General features: G+C 69.9%; 20 protein-coding genes. 12 read left to right on the top strand and 8 right to left on the bottom strand.

The genetic code is table 11. The features are described from left to right. Positions 1-21: 21 nt before the first annotated feature. A complete protein-coding gene (locus W7U_RS08475; RefSeq protein WP_008256920.1) occupies positions 22-780 on the top strand; it encodes a CPBP family intramembrane glutamic endopeptidase in 759 nt (252 codons plus the stop codon). Between the two features lie 6 nt (positions 781-786). Here W7U_RS08475 and W7U_RS08480 read toward each other — a convergent pair whose 3' ends face one another. The 5 genes from W7U_RS08480 to W7U_RS08500 form a co-directional block, all read right to left on the bottom strand. Continuing rightward, positions 787-1,815, bottom strand: a complete 1,029-nt coding sequence (locus W7U_RS08480; RefSeq protein ID WP_008256921.1) for a zinc-binding alcohol dehydrogenase family protein — start codon at positions 1,813-1,815, stop codon at positions 787-789. Between the two features lie 47 nt (positions 1,816-1,862). Then, a complete protein-coding gene (locus W7U_RS08485) occupies positions 1,863-2,162 on the bottom strand; it encodes a GlsB/YeaQ/YmgE family stress response membrane protein (RefSeq protein WP_008256923.1) in 300 nt (99 codons plus the stop codon). 131 nt (positions 2,163-2,293) lie between these two features. Beyond that, entirely contained in the window at positions 2,294-3,412 is a 1,119-nt protein-coding gene (locus tag W7U_RS08490; protein WP_008256924.1) for an alanine and proline-rich secreted protein Apa, read from the bottom strand. Positions 3,413-3,552: 140 nt separating this feature from the next. Next, positions 3,553-4,656, bottom strand: a complete 1,104-nt coding sequence (locus W7U_RS08495; protein WP_008256926.1) for a sulfate/molybdate ABC transporter ATP-binding protein — start codon at positions 4,654-4,656, stop codon at positions 3,553-3,555. 9 nt (positions 4,657-4,665) lie between these two features. Further along, complete coding sequence (locus W7U_RS08500) at positions 4,666-5,463, bottom strand: ABC transporter permease (RefSeq protein ID WP_170320594.1); 798 nt, start codon at positions 5,461-5,463, stop codon at positions 4,666-4,668. Positions 5,464-5,691: 228 nt separating this feature from the next. Between W7U_RS08500 and W7U_RS08505 the strand changes: the two genes are divergently transcribed. Continuing rightward, the gene (locus tag W7U_RS08505) at positions 5,692-6,354 is read left to right on the top strand and encodes a DUF2510 domain-containing protein (RefSeq protein ID WP_008256930.1); all 663 of its coding nucleotides are present in this window, start codon (positions 5,692-5,694) and stop codon (positions 6,352-6,354) included. Between the two features lie 36 nt (positions 6,355-6,390). Here W7U_RS08505 and modA read toward each other — a convergent pair whose 3' ends face one another. Next, positions 6,391-7,164 carry a molybdate ABC transporter substrate-binding protein gene (modA, locus tag W7U_RS08510; protein ID WP_008256932.1) on the bottom strand — a complete coding sequence of 258 codons (774 nt, stop codon included), beginning with the start codon at positions 7,162-7,164 and terminating at the stop codon, positions 6,391-6,393. Positions 7,165-7,351: 187 nt separating this feature from the next. On the opposite strand from modA, the gene W7U_RS08515 reads away from it, so the two are divergent. The 3 genes from W7U_RS08515 to W7U_RS08525 all read left to right on the top strand — a co-directional run bounded on the left by W7U_RS08515 (position 7,352) and on the right by W7U_RS08525 (position 10,203). Further along, positions 7,352-8,029: an SDR family oxidoreductase gene (locus tag W7U_RS08515; RefSeq protein WP_008256934.1), complete on the top strand. Its 678-nt coding sequence runs from the start codon at positions 7,352-7,354 to the stop codon at positions 8,027-8,029. A 212-nt stretch (positions 8,030-8,241) separates the two neighbouring features. Then, positions 8,242-8,622, top strand: a complete 381-nt coding sequence (locus W7U_RS08520; RefSeq protein WP_008256936.1) for a DUF4189 domain-containing protein — start codon at positions 8,242-8,244, stop codon at positions 8,620-8,622. A gap of 195 nt (positions 8,623-8,817) precedes the next feature. Beyond that, on the top strand, positions 8,818-10,203 hold the full coding sequence (locus W7U_RS08525) for an NAD(P)/FAD-dependent oxidoreductase (protein ID WP_008256938.1): 1,386 nt from the start codon (positions 8,818-8,820) through the stop codon (positions 10,201-10,203). A gap of 49 nt (positions 10,204-10,252) precedes the next feature. Here W7U_RS08525 and W7U_RS08530 read toward each other — a convergent pair whose 3' ends face one another. After that, the gene (locus W7U_RS08530) at positions 10,253-10,675 is read right to left on the bottom strand and encodes a PaaI family thioesterase (RefSeq protein WP_008256940.1); all 423 of its coding nucleotides are present in this window, start codon (positions 10,673-10,675) and stop codon (positions 10,253-10,255) included. A 338-nt stretch (positions 10,676-11,013) separates the two neighbouring features. On the opposite strand from W7U_RS08530, the gene W7U_RS08535 reads away from it, so the two are divergent. The 7 genes from W7U_RS08535 (at position 11,014) to mbtN (ending at position 18,491) form a co-directional block, all read left to right on the top strand. Continuing rightward, positions 11,014-11,433, top strand: a complete 420-nt coding sequence (locus W7U_RS08535) for a BlaI/MecI/CopY family transcriptional regulator (RefSeq protein WP_008256945.1) — start codon at positions 11,014-11,016, stop codon at positions 11,431-11,433. Positions 11,434-11,447: 14 nt separating this feature from the next. Next, entirely contained in the window at positions 11,448-12,398 is a 951-nt protein-coding gene (locus tag W7U_RS08540; protein WP_008256947.1) for a M56 family metallopeptidase, read from the top strand. A gap of 101 nt (positions 12,399-12,499) precedes the next feature. After that, the gene (gene gndA / locus W7U_RS08545; protein ID WP_008256948.1) at positions 12,500-13,969 is read left to right on the top strand and encodes an NADP-dependent phosphogluconate dehydrogenase; all 1,470 of its coding nucleotides are present in this window, start codon (positions 12,500-12,502) and stop codon (positions 13,967-13,969) included. Between the two features lie 39 nt (positions 13,970-14,008). Next, positions 14,009-15,445 carry a GuaB1 family IMP dehydrogenase-related protein gene (locus tag W7U_RS08550; RefSeq protein WP_008256949.1) on the top strand — a complete coding sequence of 479 codons (1,437 nt, stop codon included), beginning with the start codon at positions 14,009-14,011 and terminating at the stop codon, positions 15,443-15,445. A gap of 54 nt (positions 15,446-15,499) precedes the next feature. After that, entirely contained in the window at positions 15,500-15,754 is a 255-nt protein-coding gene (locus tag W7U_RS08555) for an acyl carrier protein (protein WP_008256950.1), read from the top strand. Beyond that, positions 15,747-17,315: a long-chain-fatty acid--ACP ligase MbtM gene (mbtM, locus tag W7U_RS08560; protein WP_008256952.1), complete on the top strand. Its 1,569-nt coding sequence runs from the start codon at positions 15,747-15,749 to the stop codon at positions 17,313-17,315. The genes W7U_RS08555 and mbtM overlap by 8 nt, the downstream gene beginning before the upstream one ends. Then, on the top strand, positions 17,316-18,491 hold the full coding sequence (mbtN, locus tag W7U_RS08565) for a mycobactin biosynthesis acyl-ACP dehydrogenase MbtN (RefSeq protein WP_014384755.1): 1,176 nt from the start codon (positions 17,316-17,318) through the stop codon (positions 18,489-18,491). It begins immediately after the preceding gene. Here the strand turns inward: mbtN and W7U_RS08570 are convergent. Beyond that, complete coding sequence (locus W7U_RS08570) at positions 18,458-19,081, bottom strand: GNAT family N-acetyltransferase (RefSeq protein ID WP_008256958.1); 624 nt, start codon at positions 19,079-19,081, stop codon at positions 18,458-18,460. The genes mbtN and W7U_RS08570 overlap by 34 nt on opposite strands. Between the last annotated feature and the right edge of the window lie 131 nt (positions 19,082-19,212).

Genomic DNA, 19,212 nt, shown 5'->3' on the forward strand with positions numbered 1-19,212 from the left:
GGCCGCCGGTAGACTGGCCGGATGCATGAGGCCGGCACAGTCGACGTTCACCCTGTGGCGTCCGAGCTTTCGGCGCTGCACCGGTTCCGCATCCACCTGGACATCGCCGTCGTCGTGGTGGTTCTTGTCCTGACGGATTTGATCGCGCATTTCACCACGCCGTGGGCGAGCGTCGGCACGGTCCCGGCCGCCGCCGTCGGGCTGGTCATCTTGATGCGGTGCCGCGGTTTGGGTTGGGCGGATCTCGGCCTCGGCCGCGAGCACTGGAAGCCGGGACTGGGCTATGCGCTGGCGGCCGTGGCGGTGGTGGCCTCGGTGATCGCGGTCGGCGTGCTGCTGCCGGCGACCCGGCCGATGTTCCTGAACAACCGCTACGCCACGATCTCGGGCGCGATGGTCGCCTCGATGGTCATCATCCCGCTGCAGACCGTCATCCCCGAGGAGCTGGCGTTTCGGGGCGTCCTGCACGGCGCGCTCAACCGGGCGTGGGGTTTTCGCGGGGTCGCGCTGGCGGGCTCGCTGCTGTTCGGGCTGTGGCACGTGGCCACGTCGTTCGGACTGACCAGCAGCAACGTGGGCTTCACCCGGCTGTTCGGCGGCGGGATCGTCGGAATGCTGGCGGGGGTGGCCGGCGCCGTGGTGGCGACGGGAGCCGCGGGGTTCGTCTTCAGCTGGCTGCGCCGGCGCAGCGGCAGCCTGATCGCGCCGATCGCCTTGCACTGGTCCCTGAATGGGCTCGGTGCGCTCGCCGCCGCGTTCGTGTGGCACCTGTCCACCTGAGAACGGTCACACCAGCAGCACCGCCGCGCCCGCGATGCGCCCGGCGCTCAGATCCGTCAACGCCCGATCGGCTTGTCCGAGAGGATATTCGGGCGTGGTCACCTCGATGTGGTGCTCGCCCGCGAAATCGAGGAAGGCCCGCGCGTCGGCCCGGGTGTTGGAGGTGACCGACCGGACCTGGCGTTCCTGAAACAGGTGACGCTGGTAGTTCAACGCCGGGATATCCGACAGGTGGATCCCGGCGATCGCCAGCGTGCCACCGCGATCCAGCGCCTGCAGCGCGGGCAGCACCAGATCACCGACCGGGGCGAACAGGATCGCGGCGTCCAGCGGCGCCGGGGGCGGATCCGCCGCGTCCTGCGCGGAGGCGGCGCCGAGTTCCAACGCCAGCTCGCGGGCCCGGGCTCCGCGCGTCATTACGTGCACCTCTGCGCCCTGCGCGAGGGCGACCTGCGCGGTGATGTGCGCGCTGCCGCCGAAACCGTAGAGGCCTAGCCGTCCGCCGGGCGGCAGCTCGGCGCGAAGCAGCGAGCGGTAACCGATGATGCCCGCGCACAACAACGGGGCGAGTTCGCTGTCGCTGTACCCGCCGGGCAGGGGGTGCGCGAAAGCGGCCGGGACGGTGGCGAATTCGGCGTAGCCGCCGTCGGCGTCCCAGCCGGTGTAGCGGGATTTCGGGCACAGGTTCTCGTCGCCGCGGCGGCAGTACTTGCACACGCCACAGGTGTGGCGCAGCCAGGCGATACCCACCCGGTCCCCCACCCGGAACTTGTCGCCGGCCTCGGCGCCGATTTCGACGACCTCCCCCACCACCTCGTGCCCGGGCGTGACCCGTTCGCGGTGGACGAGAAGGTCGCCTCCGGTGACGTGCAGGTCGGTCCGGCACACCCCGCACGCGCGCACGGCCACCAGCAGTTCGGACGGGCCCGGCCGCGGCACCTCGGTGGTGACCTGCTCGAGCGGGCCGGTATCCATCGGCCCGGGTCGACGAACGCGCCAGGCGCGCATTGCCGTGGTGGTCACCGGTGATGCCATCGCTCCATCATGCCGCTAACCACCACGGCCGCAACGGGTTCGGCCTGCTAGGTCCTGCGTACCATGCCGACGATCCAGAGCAGGAGCAACGAGCCGAGCAGGGCGGTGAAGAAGGTGAAGAAGTAGCCGCCGCTGGCGGTGTCGACGAAGAAGCTCAGGATGAAACCGCCGACCAGCGCGCCCACGATGCCGATCACGATGTCCATCAGGATCCCGGCTCCGCTACCGCGGATGATCTTGCTGGCGATCGCACCGGCGATACCACCGATGATGATGTAACCGATCCAGCCGACGCTGGTGAGCGTGCTTGATCGAGCGAGGAATTCCGTAGCTGCCATGATGTCCATTGCGGGTCTCCTTGCAATCGCTGGCAAAGCCCAGCGCTTTGCTGGGCCGTCACTTCGGTATACCCAGTTTGGGTCACGAAACGAGTGCCGAATCGGAGACGGTTGACCAACCGATTTTCCGTCGGCCTATGTCAGGCCGAGCGAGTTTGCTGCGGTGCCGGCGCGGGGGTGGGGCTGACCTCCACGGCCGGCGCCTGGCCCGGGACCGGTGCCGGTGCCCCCGGAGCCGCCGGCGCTGCGGGAGCCCCCGGTGCGGGTGCCGGCGCGGGCGCCCCAGGAACCGCCGGTGCCGGCGCGGGCGCACCCGGAGCCGGCGGGGCTCCCGGAGCCGCTGGCGGAGCCGCCGGCGGTGTCCAGGCCTGGATCGACTCGGTGAGCGCCTTGGCCGCGCCCCGGTCCACCGGGTCGTTGGAGGTTCCGAGCCACACCACAAACCAGCGTTGCGCGTTCCCGCCGTTGGCCGAGCCGATCACGCCCGTCCAGATCTGGCCGTTCGGCTTGGAGGCGTCACTGAATTTGACCTCGTAGTACGACCCGCTCCCGGTGCTGCCGTTGGCGCCGGCGAGCGGGGTGCTCTCCTGGTTGATCCGCGTTCCGGGATAGGGCATGAAGAACTCACCCATGTCCGAACCCAGCCGCACCGCGGCCTTGGCGTTGTCGGCTTCCGCACTGGCGTAAAGCTTTTGGTCGAGGCGACCCATCACGATGCGGGTGTCGTTGGCAACCTGCGGCGGTTGGTCAGGCATCGGCGGCGGGCCGGTCACCTTGCTCAGCAGCGCCGAGCCGTAGTCCAGGTGGGAGGCGTCCGACTCGACCCAGCCGGCGGGCAGGACGTAGCTGAATCCACCCACGGCGTTGTTGATCCGCCCCGCGTTCGGGTCGACGGGCGGTGGTGGCGGCGCGTTGGGGTCGACGGGCGGTGGTGGGGGCGCGTTGGGGTCGACGGGCGGTGGCGGTGCCCCGTTGGGGGCCACGGCCGGTGGGACCGCGTTGGGATCACCCGGTGCCGGTTGCCCATTCGGCGCCGGAGCCGCAGGTGGCGCCGGCGCGGCGGGAGCGGCCGGAGCCGCGGGTGGCGCCGGCGCGGCCGGAGCGGCCGGGCTCGGCGGGACGGGGGTCGGGACTTCGGGATCGGCGCTCGAGGTCGCCGGCAACGCGATGGCGAGTGCGCTGGCACCACTCATCGTGGTGATCGCCAGCGTCGTCCACAGTCCTTTGCGGCGTGTCGAAATCGGTTCCACCTGCTCCATGGCGACGAACCTACCGTGTTACGGCTGTGACGCAAGGAGCTTTGCGGACTATCGCAGCGCAGTTGTGTCGATGTTGCCAATGTGCAACCTGCCGACTGCCCCGCGGACGGCGGACGCCGCCGGGCACTCCGCCGGTGGGCTCAGTGCGCGGCCGGATACAGCGTCACCTCATGGGCTTTCACGGAGAACCACACCCGGTCCCCCGGTGCCAGCCGCAACTCCGCGCCGGCGTCCGCGGTGATCTCGGCGGCCAGGCCGGGGGCGCCATCGGGTTGCTGGGCGCCGCGCACCAGCACCGCCGACCCGCGGACATCCATCTCGGCCACGGTGACTTCCACGGCGTTGCGGGGGCTGCCGTGCGGCCGGTCGCGATAGACGGCGACCACCGTGGGCGGGAACACCGCGATCGCATGCTGCTCCGGTGAGACCAGTTCGCCCCGCTCGGGTGCGGCGGCGTACCAGCGGTCGCCGCCGTGCGCGACCAGCGAGCCGTCGCGGTCGACCGTCCCATTGACCAGGTTGACACCGGCGATGCGGGCCGCGAAATGGCTGCGCGGCGCGGTGAGCACGTCGGGCACCGGCCCGATTTCGGCGACCTTGCCGGATTCGAGCACCAGCACCCGATCGGCCAACGTGAACACGTCGAGCAGGTCGTGGGTGACCAGGATCGCGGCGCAGCCGCTGCGGGTGACGACCGCGCGCAGCACCGCCCGGATCGCCGCGGCCGCGGCGACGTCGAGCCCGGCCAGGGGCTCATCGAGCAGCAACACGTCGGGTTCGGCCGCCAGCGCCCTAGCAATGGCGACCCGCTGAGCCTGCCCGCCGGAGAGCTGTCGCGGTTTGCGGTCGGCGAGCCGCTCGGCGTCCACCTCGCGCAGCCAGCGGGCCGCCGTCGCTTTCTGCGTCGCGCGGCCCGGACGCAGGCTCGCGCGACGATTGTGCGGTCCGAACGCGACGTTGGCGGCAACCGTCATGTGGGGGAACAGCAATGCGTCTTGCAGCAGCAGCCCCACTCGGCGGTCGTGCGTCGGGACGTCGATCCCGGCCGCGGTGTCGGTCAAGACCCGATCGCCCAGCCGCACCGTCCCGTGGTCGGGTCGAAGGAGGCCCGCGATGACATGCAGGACAGTCGATTTGCCCGCGCCGTTGGGCCCGAGCACCGCAAGCACCTCCCCCGCGGACACCGAGAACTCCACATCCACCTGGCGGTCGGCGACGACCGCGCGCAGCTGCAATTCGCTCATGGCCCGGCCCTACCTCGCGTCCGCCCCGGTCAGCCGGCGTGTGCCCAGCCCCACCACCACCAGGGCCGCCACCACGACCAGCAGGAGCGACAACGCCACGGCCGCGTCGGCGTCAGTCACCCGCTGCAAATAGATCTCCAGCGGCAGCGTGCGGGTCACCCCCTGCCGCGAGCCGGCGAAGGTCAGGGTGGCGCCGAACTCCCCCAGCGAGCGGGCGAACGCCAGCACCGCGCCCGAAGCGACGCCCGGCGCCAACAGCGGCAAGGTGACGCGCCACCAGACCGCGCTGGGCCGCGCCCCGAGCGTCGCGGCCACCACCTCCAAGTCGGCCCCCGCGGTACGCGCCGCGCCCTCGAGGGAAATCACCAGGAACGGCAGCGAGACGAACGTCTGCGCCAGCACCACGGCGGTCGTGCTGAACGCGATGCTGATGCCCGCGGCCTGCAGGTACTGGCCGAGCAGTCCGAGCCGCCCGAACGCATAGAGCAAGGCGATGCCCCCGACGACGGGGGGCAGCACCAGCGGCAGCAGGATCAACGGCCGCAGCAACCGCACCAGTCGCGCCGTGCTGCGCGCCAGCACCAGCGCCATCGGCACGCCCAGCGCCACGCACAACACCGTGCTGGCGGTCGCGGTCCGAAGGCTGAGCGCCAGCGCGGTGCGCGACGAGGGGCTCGTGATCAGCGACCAGAAATGCGGCCAGTCGACCTTCACCGCGACGGCCAGCAATGGCAGCCCCACGAAGACGGTCCCGACGGCCGCGGGCAGGTACACCCAGCGGGGCAGATCCGTGCTGTGCGCGCTAATACCTAGCCTCCTGCCGACGGCCACCTTGACAAGTCCGCGGAACCCGCTCACCCGCTCCTCGCATTACACCGGAACGGCGTGCGCGGCGCGCCGCAGTGGGGCGGGACCCGCCGACGCCGGCGGTAAGTGGTGGCCCGGTGACTGGTGGTCACCCGGTGCGCGAGAATGGTTTTGCGCGGCCATCGCCGCGGGTAGCCGGAAGGTCACCGTCAGGACGAAGGTGCTTGGATGCCATCTGAACAGGCGCCGCCCCCGCCCAAATCGGCGCCGGGCTGGTACCCCGATCCCGCCGGGGTAGGCCATGGGCTGCAACGGTATTTCGACGGGACCAATTGGACCAGCGAATGGGCCTTCGCCACGGAACCGCCCAAGAAGGGCCTTTCCGGGAAGGTGGCCCTGGCGCTGTCTGTACTCACCGTGCTGGTTCTCCTCGTGATCGTCGGCAAAAGCTGGGGATTCGAACGAAACGACAGCCAACTGCCCTCGTCCGCACCGTCGACACCGACCGAGGCGGCGCCGTCGACGCCGGCCGGTCCCAAGAAGCCCGACGGCGTCACCTTCACGACCACTCAAGGCCCGGACGGCGAAATCGTCGACGCTCGATTCGCCATTCGGGACAACTACACCGAGCTGCTGATCAAAGACGGTGCGCGGCTGGACACCATCGACATTCTCAGGTACGCCCGAGCGACCTACCCCGATGCTTCCGCGGTGAACGTTCAGGGCACGTTCCCGATGACCGACCCGTACGGCAACACCTCGACCCAGGTCGCCATCGACCTCACCTACTCGCGGGCGACGTTGAACAAGATCAACTTCGACGGCGTGACCAAGAACAGCATCTGGGAGATCCGCGATTCCGGCTCGATTCTTCCGGCCTTCCAGCCCTAGCCGAGGGCGTTCGCCGCGTTGCGGTGAGGACGAAGGTCAGGGCTTGGCGAAGCCGGCCTGGGCCAGGATCTGCTGGCCGGCCGCGGAGGTCACCAGGTCGACGAACTTCCGCGCCTGGGTGGGATGGGCGGCCTTGTTCAGCACCGCGATGGGATAGACGTTCACCGCGCCGGCGGCCTCGGGGAAGGTCACGGTCGCGACCCTGCTCCCGGCCGTCTTGGCGTCGGTGACGTAGACCAGCGCGGCGTCGGCCTGGCCGCTGGTGACCTTGTTGAGGGCGTCCGTCACGCTGAGTTCCTCGCTGACCGGGTTGAGGCGCACCCCGGTGCTGTCTTCGACGCGATGGGTGGCCGACCCGCACGGCACCGGCCGCTGGCAGGTCACCACGTTCAGCCCGGGCTTGGCCAGATCGGCGAAGGATCCGATCTGCTTCGGGTTGCCCGGCGCGGTGACGATGACCAGTGTGTTCGACGCGAAGGTCCGCGGGGCGCCGCTGAGCAGGCCCGCCTTGTTGACCGTGTCCATCTGCGCGGTGTCGGCCGACGCGAAGACGTCGGCGGTCGCGCCCTGCGTCAACTGGGTGGCCAGCTCGGAGGAGCCGGCGAACTCGAATTCGACGCCGCTGCCCGGGTTTTCGGCCGTGAACTGCTGGCCCAGCCGGGTGAACACCGGCTTGAGCGACGCGGCGGCGAACACCATCACTTTCCCGGACGCCTGCGGCGACTGCGCCGGCGGCCGCGTGGACCCACACCCGACCACCGCCAGCAACACCGCCGAAAACAACCCGGTCAGGAACCCGATCCGACACATGGATGCACCCTAGCCCGCCGACGATGCGGACCCCCTGGCGGCCGAATCGCCGCAAAAAGTGACGCACAAATAGTTACCCAAATGATCCGCGCGTCGCGGCGGCAAAAATTTCGCCAGCTAGCTACTGTCCAGTAACATATACGGGGATTGACGCCATAACGCGCTGAGGTCCCAGGCAGAGGAGGTCATGGCAGTGGAGGTACTGGTTACCGGCGGAGACACGGAGCTGGGACGCGCGGTGGCCGAGGGCTTCCGCGACGACGGCCACAAAGTGACCCTCGTGGGCGCGCGCAAGAGCGATCTGGAGATCGCCGCCAAGGAGCTCGAGGTGGAGGCGATCGTCTGCGACACCACCGACCCGGCCAGCCTCGAAGAGGCTCGCCCGCTGTTCCCCCACCACCTGGACACCATCGTCAACGTGCCGGCGCCCACCTGGGAGGCCGGCGACCCGCGCACCTACTCGATCGCCGACACCGCCAACGCGTGGCGCAAAGCGCTTGACGCGACGGTGCTTTCGGCGGTGCTGACGCTGCAGACCGTGGGCGATCATCTGCGCTCGGGCGGGTCGATCATCAGCGTGGTACCCGAGAACCCGCCGGCGGGCAGCGCCGACGCCGCAATCAAAGCGACGCTGGCGAATTGGACCGCCGGGCAGGCGAGCGTCTTCGGCACCCGTGGAATCACCGTCAACGCCGTCGCCAGTGGGCGCAGCGCCCAGGCGGGCTACGACGGTCTCACCCGCACCCCCGCCCCGGTGGCCGCCGAGGTCGCCCGCCTGGCGCTGTTCTTGACCACATCGGCGGCACGCCACATCACCGGTCAGACGTTGCACGTGAGCCACGGCGCGCTGGCTCAGTTCGCCTGAGGCGTAACCCGCGCCCGTCGCAAACCCTTCTTCCGTGCCCGGCCGATCGCTACGGTGATCAGCGTCGTCGAGGCGGCCGGCGCGGCGGTGCGCCCGCTCGTCGGGCTGTGGGCCCTACGCGGCTCGCGGATTCGTCGTGGCGCGGTAATACTTCCCGAATAGCGTTTACCTGCGCCACGGTCGCGCAGCGCAGAAGAAAAGCCGGGGAGGCCATGAAGAAACGAGCATGGGCCGCGCTTGCCGTCGGCGTGGCGTTGGCGCCGGCCCCCCTCGCGCATGCTGACGACAACTGGATCGCCATGGCGATATCGGACTCCACCGGGCACATCAGCATCGCCGATGGCGCGGCCAGCCAGGGCGCAGCCGAAAAGGCGGCCATGGATACGTGCCGCAAGAGCATCAGCGACTGTCGTCTGCTGGCCAGCGGCCAGGGCGGCTGCATGGCGCTCGCCTTGAACGGCGCCAAATCCCGATATTTCGGGGGCTGGGGTCCGACCCGCGAGGACGCCGAGGCGGCGGCGCTGGCGCGCGCACCCGGGGGAATGGTCCAGGCCGGCCACGACCACTGCGCGGGAGAAGGCGCCCCTCAGTGACGGCCACGCGATGCGCGGCGCTGCTGTCTCTGCGGGATTGATAACTTCACCACAGTGCGGTCGACGACCAGGCGTGATGCGCACGGTGTGGTTGATCACACATGTTGCGAGTTAGGTTGCGGGGTATCCGCCTGACTAGCGTGGTTGCTAGTTGCAATCGCGCGTCCAAAAGCCCTCGTCAGGAGCAGCGGAAACATGAGCCCCCAGCCAGGTAACGCAGCTGGACCGAAGCGTCGCCACCAGGTCGTCATCATCGGGTCGGGCTTCGGGGGGCTCAACGCTGCCAAGAAACTCAAGCACGCCAACGTCGACATCAAACTGATCGCCCGCACCACGCACCACCTCTTCCAGCCGCTGCTGTACCAGGTGGCGACGGGCATCGTGTCCGAAGGCGACATCGCCCCGCCCACCCGGGTCGTGCTGCGCCGGCAGCGCAACGTCCAGGTGTTGCTCGGCGACGTCACGCACATCGACCTGGCGGGCAAGTTCGTCGTGTCGGATCTGCTCGGCCACACCTACGAAACCCCTTACGACAGCTTGATTGTCGCCGCGGGCGCGGGCCAGTCGTATTTCGGCAACGACCATTTCGCCGAGTTCGCCCCGGGCATGAAGTCGATCGACGACGCGCTCGAGGTCCGCGGGCGGATCCTGAGCGCCTTCGAACAGGCCGAACGGTCCCGTGATCCGGAGCGACGTGCCAAGCTGTTGACCTTCACCGTGATCGGGGCCGGACCCACCGGCGTCGAAATGGCCGGGCAGATCGCGGAATTGGCGACCTACACGCTCAAAGGCTCGTTCCGCCACATCGACTCCACCAAGGCGCGCGTGATCCTGCTCGACGCCGCCCCGGCGGTGCTGCCGCCCTTCGGTGACAAGCTGGGCCAGCGGGCCGCCGACCGGCTGGAAAAGATGGGCGTGGAGATTCAGCTGGGCGCCATGGTCACCGACGTCGACCGCAACGGCATCACCGTCAAGGACTCCGACGGCACCGTCCGGCGCATCGAATCCGCTTGCAAGGTATGGTCCGCCGGCGTTTCGGCCAGTCCGCTGGGCCGCGACCTCGCCGACCAGTCGACGGTCGAACTCGACCGGGCCGGTCGGGTCAAGGTGCTGCCCGACCTGTCCGTGCCGGGCCACCCCGACGTGTTCGTCATCGGCGACCTGGCCGCGGTCGAAGGCGTGCCGGGAGTCGCCCAGGGCGCCATCCAGGGCGCCAAGTACGTGGCCAGCACGATCAAGGCCGAGCTCGACGGCGCCAACCCGGCCGAGCGGGAACCGTTCCAGTATTTCGACAAGGGGTCGATGGCCACGGTGTCGCGGTTTTCCGCGGTGGCCAAGATCGGCCCGGTCGAATTCAGCGGCCTGTTCGCCTGGTTCGCGTGGCTGGTGCTGCACCTGGTCTACCTGGTCGGGTTCAAGACCAAGATCAGCACGCTGCTGTCGTGGACGGTGACGTTCCTGAGCACGCGACGGGGCCAGCTCACCATCACCGAGCAGCAGGCGTTCGCCCGCACCCGGCTCGAACAGCTGGCGGTGCTCGCGGCGGAGACCAAGCGCCCCGTCGCCAGGCGGGCGAGCTAGCGAAACTCGTTGCCCGGCAGCGGGATTCGACGCACCGGGCGTCCTCTGCTCAGCCCTCGCGAAGCTCGAGATTCTGCAGGCGCACCTGGCCCCGGGCGACCACGCGGTCGTCGTCGTCGGTGATGGTGACCAACCACAACTGCTGGCTCCGGCCCCGGTGGATCGGTTCGACCCTGCCGTACACCATGCCCGAGCCGATCGAGCGCAGGAAGTCGGTGTTGTTGTTGACTCCCACGACATTTCCGCCGCCGCGGGTGGCCAGCCAGGTATAGGCCGCCACGCTGGCCATGCTTTCGATCATCGAGCAGTAGACGCCGCCGTGCACCAGCCCCATCGGCTGCAACAGCTTGGGCGTCACCTCGAGTTGGGCGCGGGCGCCGTCGGGGCTGAGTTCGGTGAACTGCAAGCCGATCTCGCGGTCGAACGGCGCGGAGAAATGCGGCGGGATGATCGTTTCCTGCGGCTCTGGCACGTCCCTGTGTCTACACCATCGCGTGCGGGACGGGTTTGGCGGCAGCACAACTCGCGGGACACACCCCCGAAAACGGCTGAGCCCCGTGCACAGGGCACGGGGCTCGCCGATCGAGTAAGACCGGGGGTCACTGCAGCCCTCAGGACTCTCACGCGGTCCGTTTATCGCTCGACTCGATTAGCATAGGCAAGGCTGCCCTAACTTTGCAAGGGGTATGGTTCGACTTGTTCGCGACGGGGCGTGCGCGGTGGCTGGCACAGAGATTTGTCAGCTTTCCGTACGACGGTCGGTAGTAAGCGGGAGTAGTCTGGTTTCGACGCTCAGGAGATGAACGAACTATGGCCAAACTGACACGGCTGGGGGATCTGGAACGGGCCGTCATGGACCATCTGTGGTCCGCGCCCGAGCCTCAGACGGTGCGCCAGGTCCATGAGGCATTGTCGGCGCAGCGCGACCTCGCCTACACCACGATCATGACCGTGCTGCAGCGGCTGGCCAAGAAGAACCTGGTCTCCCAGATCCGCGACGACCGGGCACACCGGTACGCCCCCGTGCACGGCCGCGACGAACTCGTCGCCGGCCTCATGGTGGACGCGCTGGCCCAGGCCGAGGATTCCGGCGGCCGGCAGGCCGCGCTGGTGCACTTCGTCGAGCGCGTCGGCGCCGACGAGGCCGAGGCGCTGCGGCGCGCTCTCGCCGAACTGGAAGCCAATCAACGCAACAACTCGCCATCTGCTGGCGCAGGCCCGGAGGGCTGAGAGACACTAACAGTGTGTCCGCGCTGGCTTTCACCATTCTCGCGGTGCTACTGACCGGTCCCGTGCCGGCCATGTTGGCACGCGCGCGGTGGCCGCTGCGCGCCCCCAGAGCCGCCATGGTGTTGTGGCAGGCCGTCGCGCTGGCCGCGGTCCTGTCGGCGTTTAGCGCCGGGATCGCGATCGCCACCCGGCTGCTCATGCCCGGTCCCGACGGGCGACCCACGACCAGCATCGTCGGCGCCGCCGACCGTCTCGGGTGGCCGCTGTGGGCGGCATACATCGGGGTTTTCGCGTTAACCGTGCTGGTCGGCGCCCGATTGATGGTCGCCCTCGCCCGGGTGGCCATCGCCAATCGGAAGCGGCGGGCCCACCACCGGATGGTCGTCGACCTGGTCGGGGTCGGCCACGACGCGGCGCTGTCGCAGTCCTGCACCCGCACCCGCGATCTGCGCGTGCTGGATGTCCCGCAACCGCTCGCCTACTGCCTGCCGGGCGTGCGCAGCCGGGTGGTGGTCAGCGAGGGCACGCTGAGCACGCTCGCCGACGCCGAGGTCGCGGCCATCCTCACCCACGAGCGCGCCCACCTGCGGGCACGGCACGACCTGGTGCTGGAGGCGTTCACCGCGGTGCACGCGGCCTTCCCGCGGCTGGTCCGCAGCGCCAACGCGCTGGGTGCCGTCCAGCTGCTGGTCGAGTTGCTCGCCGACGACGCCGCGGTGCGTGCCGCCGGCCGCGCTCCCCTGGCCCGGGCGCTGGTCGCCTGCGCCTCGGGACGGGCGCCGTCGGGCGCGCTGGCGGCGAGCGGTCCCAGCACGGTGCTGCGCGTGCGCCGGCTGGGCGGGCGCGGCAACAGCGCCGCGCTGGCGGCGGCCGCCTACCTCGCCGCGGCTGCGGTGTTCGTGGTGCCCACCATCGCGCTGGCCGTGCCCTGGCTCACCGAGCTGGAACGCCTGTTCAACCTCTGACGCCGCGCAGGGCCGATCACCCGGGGCGCGCATTCCTGCGCTGTGCCACAGTGTCACCGAAAGCTTTTGCCGAAACGTTCTCCCGATTGAGAGGCGAAGACATGAGTTCGTCGGACACCCAGGCGGGTTCCAAGACCGGCACCGCGCAGATCGGCGTCACGGGCCTGGCCGTGATGGGGTCGAACATCGCCCGCAATTTCGCCCGGCACGGCTACACCGTGGCGCTGCACAACCGGTCGATCGCCAAAACCGACGCGCTGCTCAAGGAGCACGGCGGCGACGGCAAGTTCGTGCGGTCGGAGACCATCGCCGAGTTCCTCGACGCGCTGGAAAAGCCGCGACGGGTGCTGATCATGGTCAAGGCCGGTGATCCCACCGACGCCGTCATCAACGAACTCGCCGACGCCATGGAAAAAGGCGACATCATCATCGACGGCGGCAACGCGCTCTACACCGACACCATCCGTCGGGAGAAGGCGATGCGCGAGCGCGGTCTGCACTTCGTCGGGGCGGGCATCTCCGGCGGAGAAGAGGGCGCGCTCAACGGGCCGTCGATCATGCCCGGCGGCCCGGCCGAGTCGTACAAGTCGCTGGGCCCGCTGCTCGAGGAGATCTCCGCGCATGTCGACGGGGTGCCGTGCTGCACCCACATCGGTCCCGACGGCGCCGGGCACTTCGTCAAGATGGTGCACAACGGCATCGAATACTCCGACATGCAGCTGATCGGCGAGGCCTACCAGCTCCTGCGCGACGGCCTCGGCAAGACCGCCGGCGAGATCGCCGACGTGTTCGACGAGTGGAACTCCGGCGACCTGGACAGCTTCCTCGTCGAGATCACGGCGCAGGTCTTGCGCCAGACCGACGCCAAGACCGGCAAGCCGCTCGTCGACCTGATCCTCGACGAGGCCGAGCAGAAGGGCACCGGCCGCTGGACGGTCAAGTCGGCCCTGGACCTCGGCGTGCCGGTCACCGGCATCGCCGAGGCCGTCTTCGCCCGCGCGCTGTCGGGGTCGGTAACCCAGCGCAAGGCCACCACCGGGCTGGCATCGGGCGGCTTGGGTACCAACCCCGGCGATGCGAAGCAGTTCACCGAGGACATCCGGCAGGCGCTGTACGCGTCGAAGATCATCGCCTACGCCCAGGGCTTCAACCAGATTCAGGCCGGCAGCGCCGAATACGACTGGGGCATCACGCCCGGCGACCTGGCCACCATCTGGCGCGGCGGTTGCATCATCCGGGCCAAATTCCTCAACCGGATCAAGGACGCCTTCGACGAGGACCCCGAGCTGCCGACGCTGATCGTGGCGCCGTACTTCCGCAGCGCCATCGAGGCCGCCATCGACGGCTGGCGCCGTGTCGTGGTGACCGCCACCCAGCTGGGCATCCCGATCCCCGGGTTCTCCTCGGCGCTGTCGTACTACGACGCGCTGCGCACCGAGCGGCTGCCCGCCGCGCTGACCCAGGGGTTGCGGGACTTCTTCGGCGCGCACACCTACGGCCGCATCGATGACGACCCTGACAAGCGCTTCCACACGCTGTGGAGCGGCGATCGCACCGAAGTGCCCGCCTAGCTGGGCCACACTGGAGGGCGTAAGGGGGTTGGAGTTGCGATGAGGTTCCTCGACGGGCACCGGCCCGGATACGACTTGACCTACAACGACGTCTTCGTCATGCCCAACCGCTCGGAGGTCGCGTCGCGGTTCGACGTCGACCTGTCCACCGCGGACGGCTCGGGCACGACGATTCCGGTCGTCGTCGCCAACATGACGGCGGTGGCCGGCAAGCGGATGGCCGAGACGGTGGCGCGCCGCGGCGGCCTGGTGATCCTGCCGCAGGACCTGCCGATCACCGCGGTCGAGCAGACGGTCGAGTTCGTCAAGGGCCGCGACCTGGTTCTCGACACCCCGGTGGTGCTCGAGCCCGACGACTCGGTGTCCGATGCGATGGCCCTGATCCACAAGCGGGCGCACGGGGTCGCCGTGGTGGCTTTCGAGGGCCGTCCGCTGGGGTTGGTGAGCGAATCGTCCTACCTGGGTGTCGATCGGTTCACCCGGGTGCGCGACGTCGCGATGACCGACTTCGTCACCGCCCCGGTGGGCACCGAGCCGCGCAAGATCTTCGACCTGCTCGAGCAGTCCCCGATCGGTGTCGCGGTCGTCACCAACGCCGACGGCACGCTGGCCGGGGTGCTGACCCGCACCGGCGCCATCCGCGCGGGCCTGTACGCGCCGGCCGTCGACGCGCGCGGCCGGCTGCGGGTGGGCGCGGCCGTCGGCATCAACGGCGACGTCGGGGCCAAGGCGCGGTCCCTGGTCGAGGCCGGGATCGATCTGTTGGTGATCGACACCGCACACGGGCATCAGGTCAAGACGCTGGAGGCGATCCGCACGGTCGCGTCGCTCGACCTCGGCGTGCCGCTGGCGGCGGGCAACGTGGTCTCGGCCGAGGGAACCCGCGACCTGCTGGGCGCCGGGGCGAGCATCGTCAAGGTCGGCGTCGGGCCGGGCGCGATGTGCACCACTCGGATGATGACCGGGGTCGGGCGCCCGCAATTCTCGGCCATCGTCGAATGCGCTTCGGCGGCAAGGGAATTGGGCGGGCACGTGTGGGCCGACGGCGGCATCCGCCATCCCCGCGACGTGGCGCTGGCGCTGGCCGCGGGCGCGTCCAACGTGATGATCGGGTCATGGTTCGCCGGCACCTACGAGTCGCCCGGCGACCTGATGCGCGATCGCGAGGACCAGCCGTACAAGGAGAGCTACGGCATGGCGTCCAAGCGGGCCGTGGTCGCCCGCAGCGGCGCCGACACCGCGTTCGACCGGGCCCGCAAAGCGTTGTTCGAGGAGGGCATTTCGACGTCGCGGATGGGGCTGGACCCCGCCCGCGGCGGTGTCGAGGATCTGCTCGATCACATCACCTCCGGGGTGCGCAGCACCTGCACCTATGTCGGCGCCGCGAACCTGGCGGAACTGTATGAGCGGGTCGTGGTCGGGGTGCAGTCGACCGCGGGCTTCGCCGAGGGGCATCCACTCCCGCTGGGGTGGTGACACGCGCAGGGTAAGGCTAGCCTTGCCTAATAGGGCCTGCTAGCCTACTGCGCCATGACCTCCTCTTCCCCCACCGTCAGCGCCGAGCTGCTGAGCATCCTGCGCGAGGACCTCAACGTCGACGCGTCCCGCCTGACCCCCGACGCCCGACTGGTCGACGACGTCGGGCTGGATTCGGTGGCCTTCGCCGTGGGCATGGTGGCCATCGAAGAACGGCTCGGTGTCTCGCTGTCCGAAGAGGAACTCCTGAACTGCGACACGGTCGGCGACCTGCAGGCCGCGATCGCCGCCAAACATCGCGATGAGTGAGCTGGCCACGGCGCTGACGGTCGCGATGCGCGGCGGCACCAGCGATCTGGTGGTGTTCGACCGCGAGGCCTCGGCCTGGCACCGCCACCCCTGGCCCGAGGTGCACGGGCTGGCCGAGAGCGTCGCCGCGTGGCTGCTGGACCGGGGCCGGCCGGCCGCGGTGGGACTGGTCGGCGAACCGACCGTCGAGTTCGTCGCCGCCATTCAGGGTGCCTGGCTGACGGGCGCGAGCGTCTCGATCCTGCCCGGGCCGGTGCGCGGCGCCGAGGGCCGCCGGTGGGCCGATGCGACGCTGACCCGCTTCCGCGGCATCGGGGTGCGCACCGTCCTGAGCCACGGCTCCTATCTGGACGGCCTGCAATCGCTCGATCCCGCGGGCCTCGACGAGGACATGGTCGTCGAAGACGTTGGGCCCGCGGCGCGCACGGGCCGCACGTGTGGCGAGCCGCCGGCCCGACGCGAGAATCCCGCGATCCTGCAGGGCACGGCGGGCTCGACCGGCTCGCCCAAGACTGCCGCGCTGTCGCCGCGGGCGGTGCTGGCCAACCTGCGCGGCCTCAATCACCGCCTCTCGGTCACCCCCGCGGACGTCGGCTGCTCGTGGCTGCCGCTCTACCACGACATGGGCCTGTCCTTCCTGCTCGCGTCGTCGCTGGGCGGCATGTCGGTATGGCTTTCTCCCACATCGGCTTTCACCGCCTCGCCGTTTCGCTGGTTGAGCTGGCTGTCGGAAAGCCGCGCGACGATCACCGCGGCGCCGAACTTCGCCTACAACCTGGTCGGCAGGTACGCCCGCCGGGTCTCCGACGTGGACCTCGGCGCCGTGCGGGTGGCGATCAACGGCGGGGAGCCGGTCGACTGCGAGGGATTCGAGCGCTTCGCCGACGCGATGGGCCCCTTCGGGTTCGACGCCGGCGCCGCCACCCCGTCCTACGGGCTGGCGGAGTCGACGTGCGCGGTGAGCGTGCCCGCCCCCGGCACCGGGCTGCGGTTCGCCGACGTCACCGACGAGGCGGGCTCGCGCCGCCACGCGATGCTGGGCGAACCCATCGCAGGCACCGAGATCCGGATCTCGCCGCGCGACGACACGCACGGCGACATCGGTGAGATCGAGATCCGCGGCGCGTCGATGATGGACGGCTACCTGGGGCACGACCCCGTCGACCGCGAAAGCTGGTTTCCCACCGGCGATCTCGGCTTCATCGCCGACGGCGGCCTGGTGGTGTGCGGCCGGGCTAAGGAGCTCATCACCATCGCCGGACGCAACATCTTCCCGACCGAGATCGAGACGGTTGCCGCCGGAGTCCGCGGGGTGCGCGAAGGCGCCGTGGTGGCGCTGGCCACCGGCGAACGTTCCGCGCGCCCCGGCCTGATCGTCGCCGCCGAATTCCGGGGGGCGGATCAGGCCGGCGCGCGCGCCGACGTCATCGCGCGCGTCGCATCCGTGTGCGGCGTCGTTCCCTCCGACGTCATCTTCATGGCGCCGGGGTCGCTGCCCCGAACGTCGTCGGGCAAGCTGCGCCGCCTGGAAGTGCGGCGCTCCCTAGAGGCGGTGGATTAAGTGACGGCAGTGCCTGAGACAACCCCGACGAGCCTCGACGGCTACCGTGGCCTGCTGGCCGACGCGTTCAACGAACAGGTCCTGGCGTGGACGACGGAAGCCGAAGCGCGCCAACAGTTTCCGCGTGAACTGATCGAACACCTCGGTGCGCGCGGTGTCTTCAGCGAAAAATGGGGCGACGGCGCGCTGCCCGACGTCGGCAAGCTGGTCGAGCTCGCCTTCGCCCTGGGCAGGTTGTCCTCGGCCGGCATCGGGGTGGGGGTCAGCCTGCACGACTCGGCGATCGCCGTCCTGCGCCGGTTCGGCAAGTCCGACTACCTGCGGGACATCTGCGAACGGGCGATCCGGGGGCAGGCCGTGCTGTGCATCGGAGCCTCCGAGGAGTCCGGCGGCTCCGACCTGCAGATCGTCGAGACCGAGATCTCCTCTCGGGACGGGGGTTTCGATGTCCGCGGGATCAAGAAGTTCGTCTCGTTGTCCCCCATCGCCGATCACATCATGGTGGTGGCGCGCAGCGTCGACCACGACTCGTCCAGCAAGTACGGCAACGTCGCGCTGATCGCGTTGCCGACGGCCCAGGTCGGCGTGCAGCGGCCCTACAACAAGGTCGGCGCCGGGCCGCTGGACACCGCCGCCGTGCACATCGACACCTGGGTCCCCGCCGACGCCCTGGTCGCGCGGGCCGGCACCGGGCTGGCGGCCATCAGCTGGGGGCTGGCCCACGAGCGGATGTCGATCGCCGGTCAGATCGCGGCGTCGTGCCAGCGGGCGATCGGGATCACGTTGGCGCGCATGATGACTCGTCGCCAGTTCGGTCACACGTTGTTCGAGCACCAGGCGCTGCGGCTGCGGATGGCGGATCTGCAGGCGCGCGTCGACCTGCTGCGGCACGGCCTGCTCGGCATCGCGGCCCAGGGCCGGCTGGATCTGCGCGCGGCCGCGGGTGTCAAGGTGACCGCGGCCCGCCTCGGCGAGGAAGTGATGTCGGAATGCATGCACATATTCGGCGGCGCGGGTTACCTCATCGACGAGACGCCGCTGGGTGCGTGGTGGCGCGACATGAAGCTCGCCCGCGTCGGCGGCGGCACCGACGAGGTGTTGTGGGAGTTGGTCGCCGCCGCAATGGCGCCCGATTACGCCGGCTACGCGTCGGTGGTGGGGGCTTCCAGCGCGTAGAGCGCCATGCGCCGGTTCGTCGTGTCGTGCTCGCCGAGGAACTCACATCCGACGTACTCGCACAGCCTGCGGGCGGTGGTGTTGCGGTGATCGGGGTCGAACATGATCCGGCGGCACCGCGGCTCCGCCGAAAAGGCGCTGGCCACGATCCGGGGCAACAGCATCGGGCCCAGGCCCCGGTTCACCAGCTTCACGTCGGCGATGGCGGCGTGCAGCCCCAGATCGTACGGCGCGGCGTCGTAATAGCGCGAGATCAGATCCTTTGCGCCCCAATACAGTTCGAGGTAGGCGATATCCCTGCCGCGCACACTCCCGATCAACGGCAGGGAGTAGGTGCCCTCGAGTTGGGCGTCCAGGTGCTGCCGCCAGCGCGGGGTCGGCCAGTCGTACTCCCACGCCTCGGCCAGGTGCGGCCGGTTCATCCACTCGGCCACCATGTCCGCGTCCTCGAGCTGGGCCGCGCGCAGCCCGAAGGGGGCATCCAGGGCGGGCGTGGGTGGCCGGGGGATCTGTGCGACCTCGTCGGCGATGTCGAAGCGTTCGCGCGGCAGGATCTGGACGGCAGGCGTGTCCGGTGGGGCGTCGGGCATAGTGCGCAGAGCGTACCTGAGTAAGGGTAGGCATACCGTAGTTGCCCTCGGTCAGCGGCGGTTTCCGGCGCCAACCCGCGGCGCCGCCGCGAGCGGTCGGCGCCGCGGCGCCGTCGCCCGGGCTAGCATTA

Source organism: Mycobacterium sp. H4Y (assembly GCF_000364405.1).
In the GTDB taxonomy this organism is placed as follows: Bacteria; Actinomycetota; Actinomycetes; order Mycobacteriales; family Mycobacteriaceae; genus Mycobacterium; species Mycobacterium intracellulare.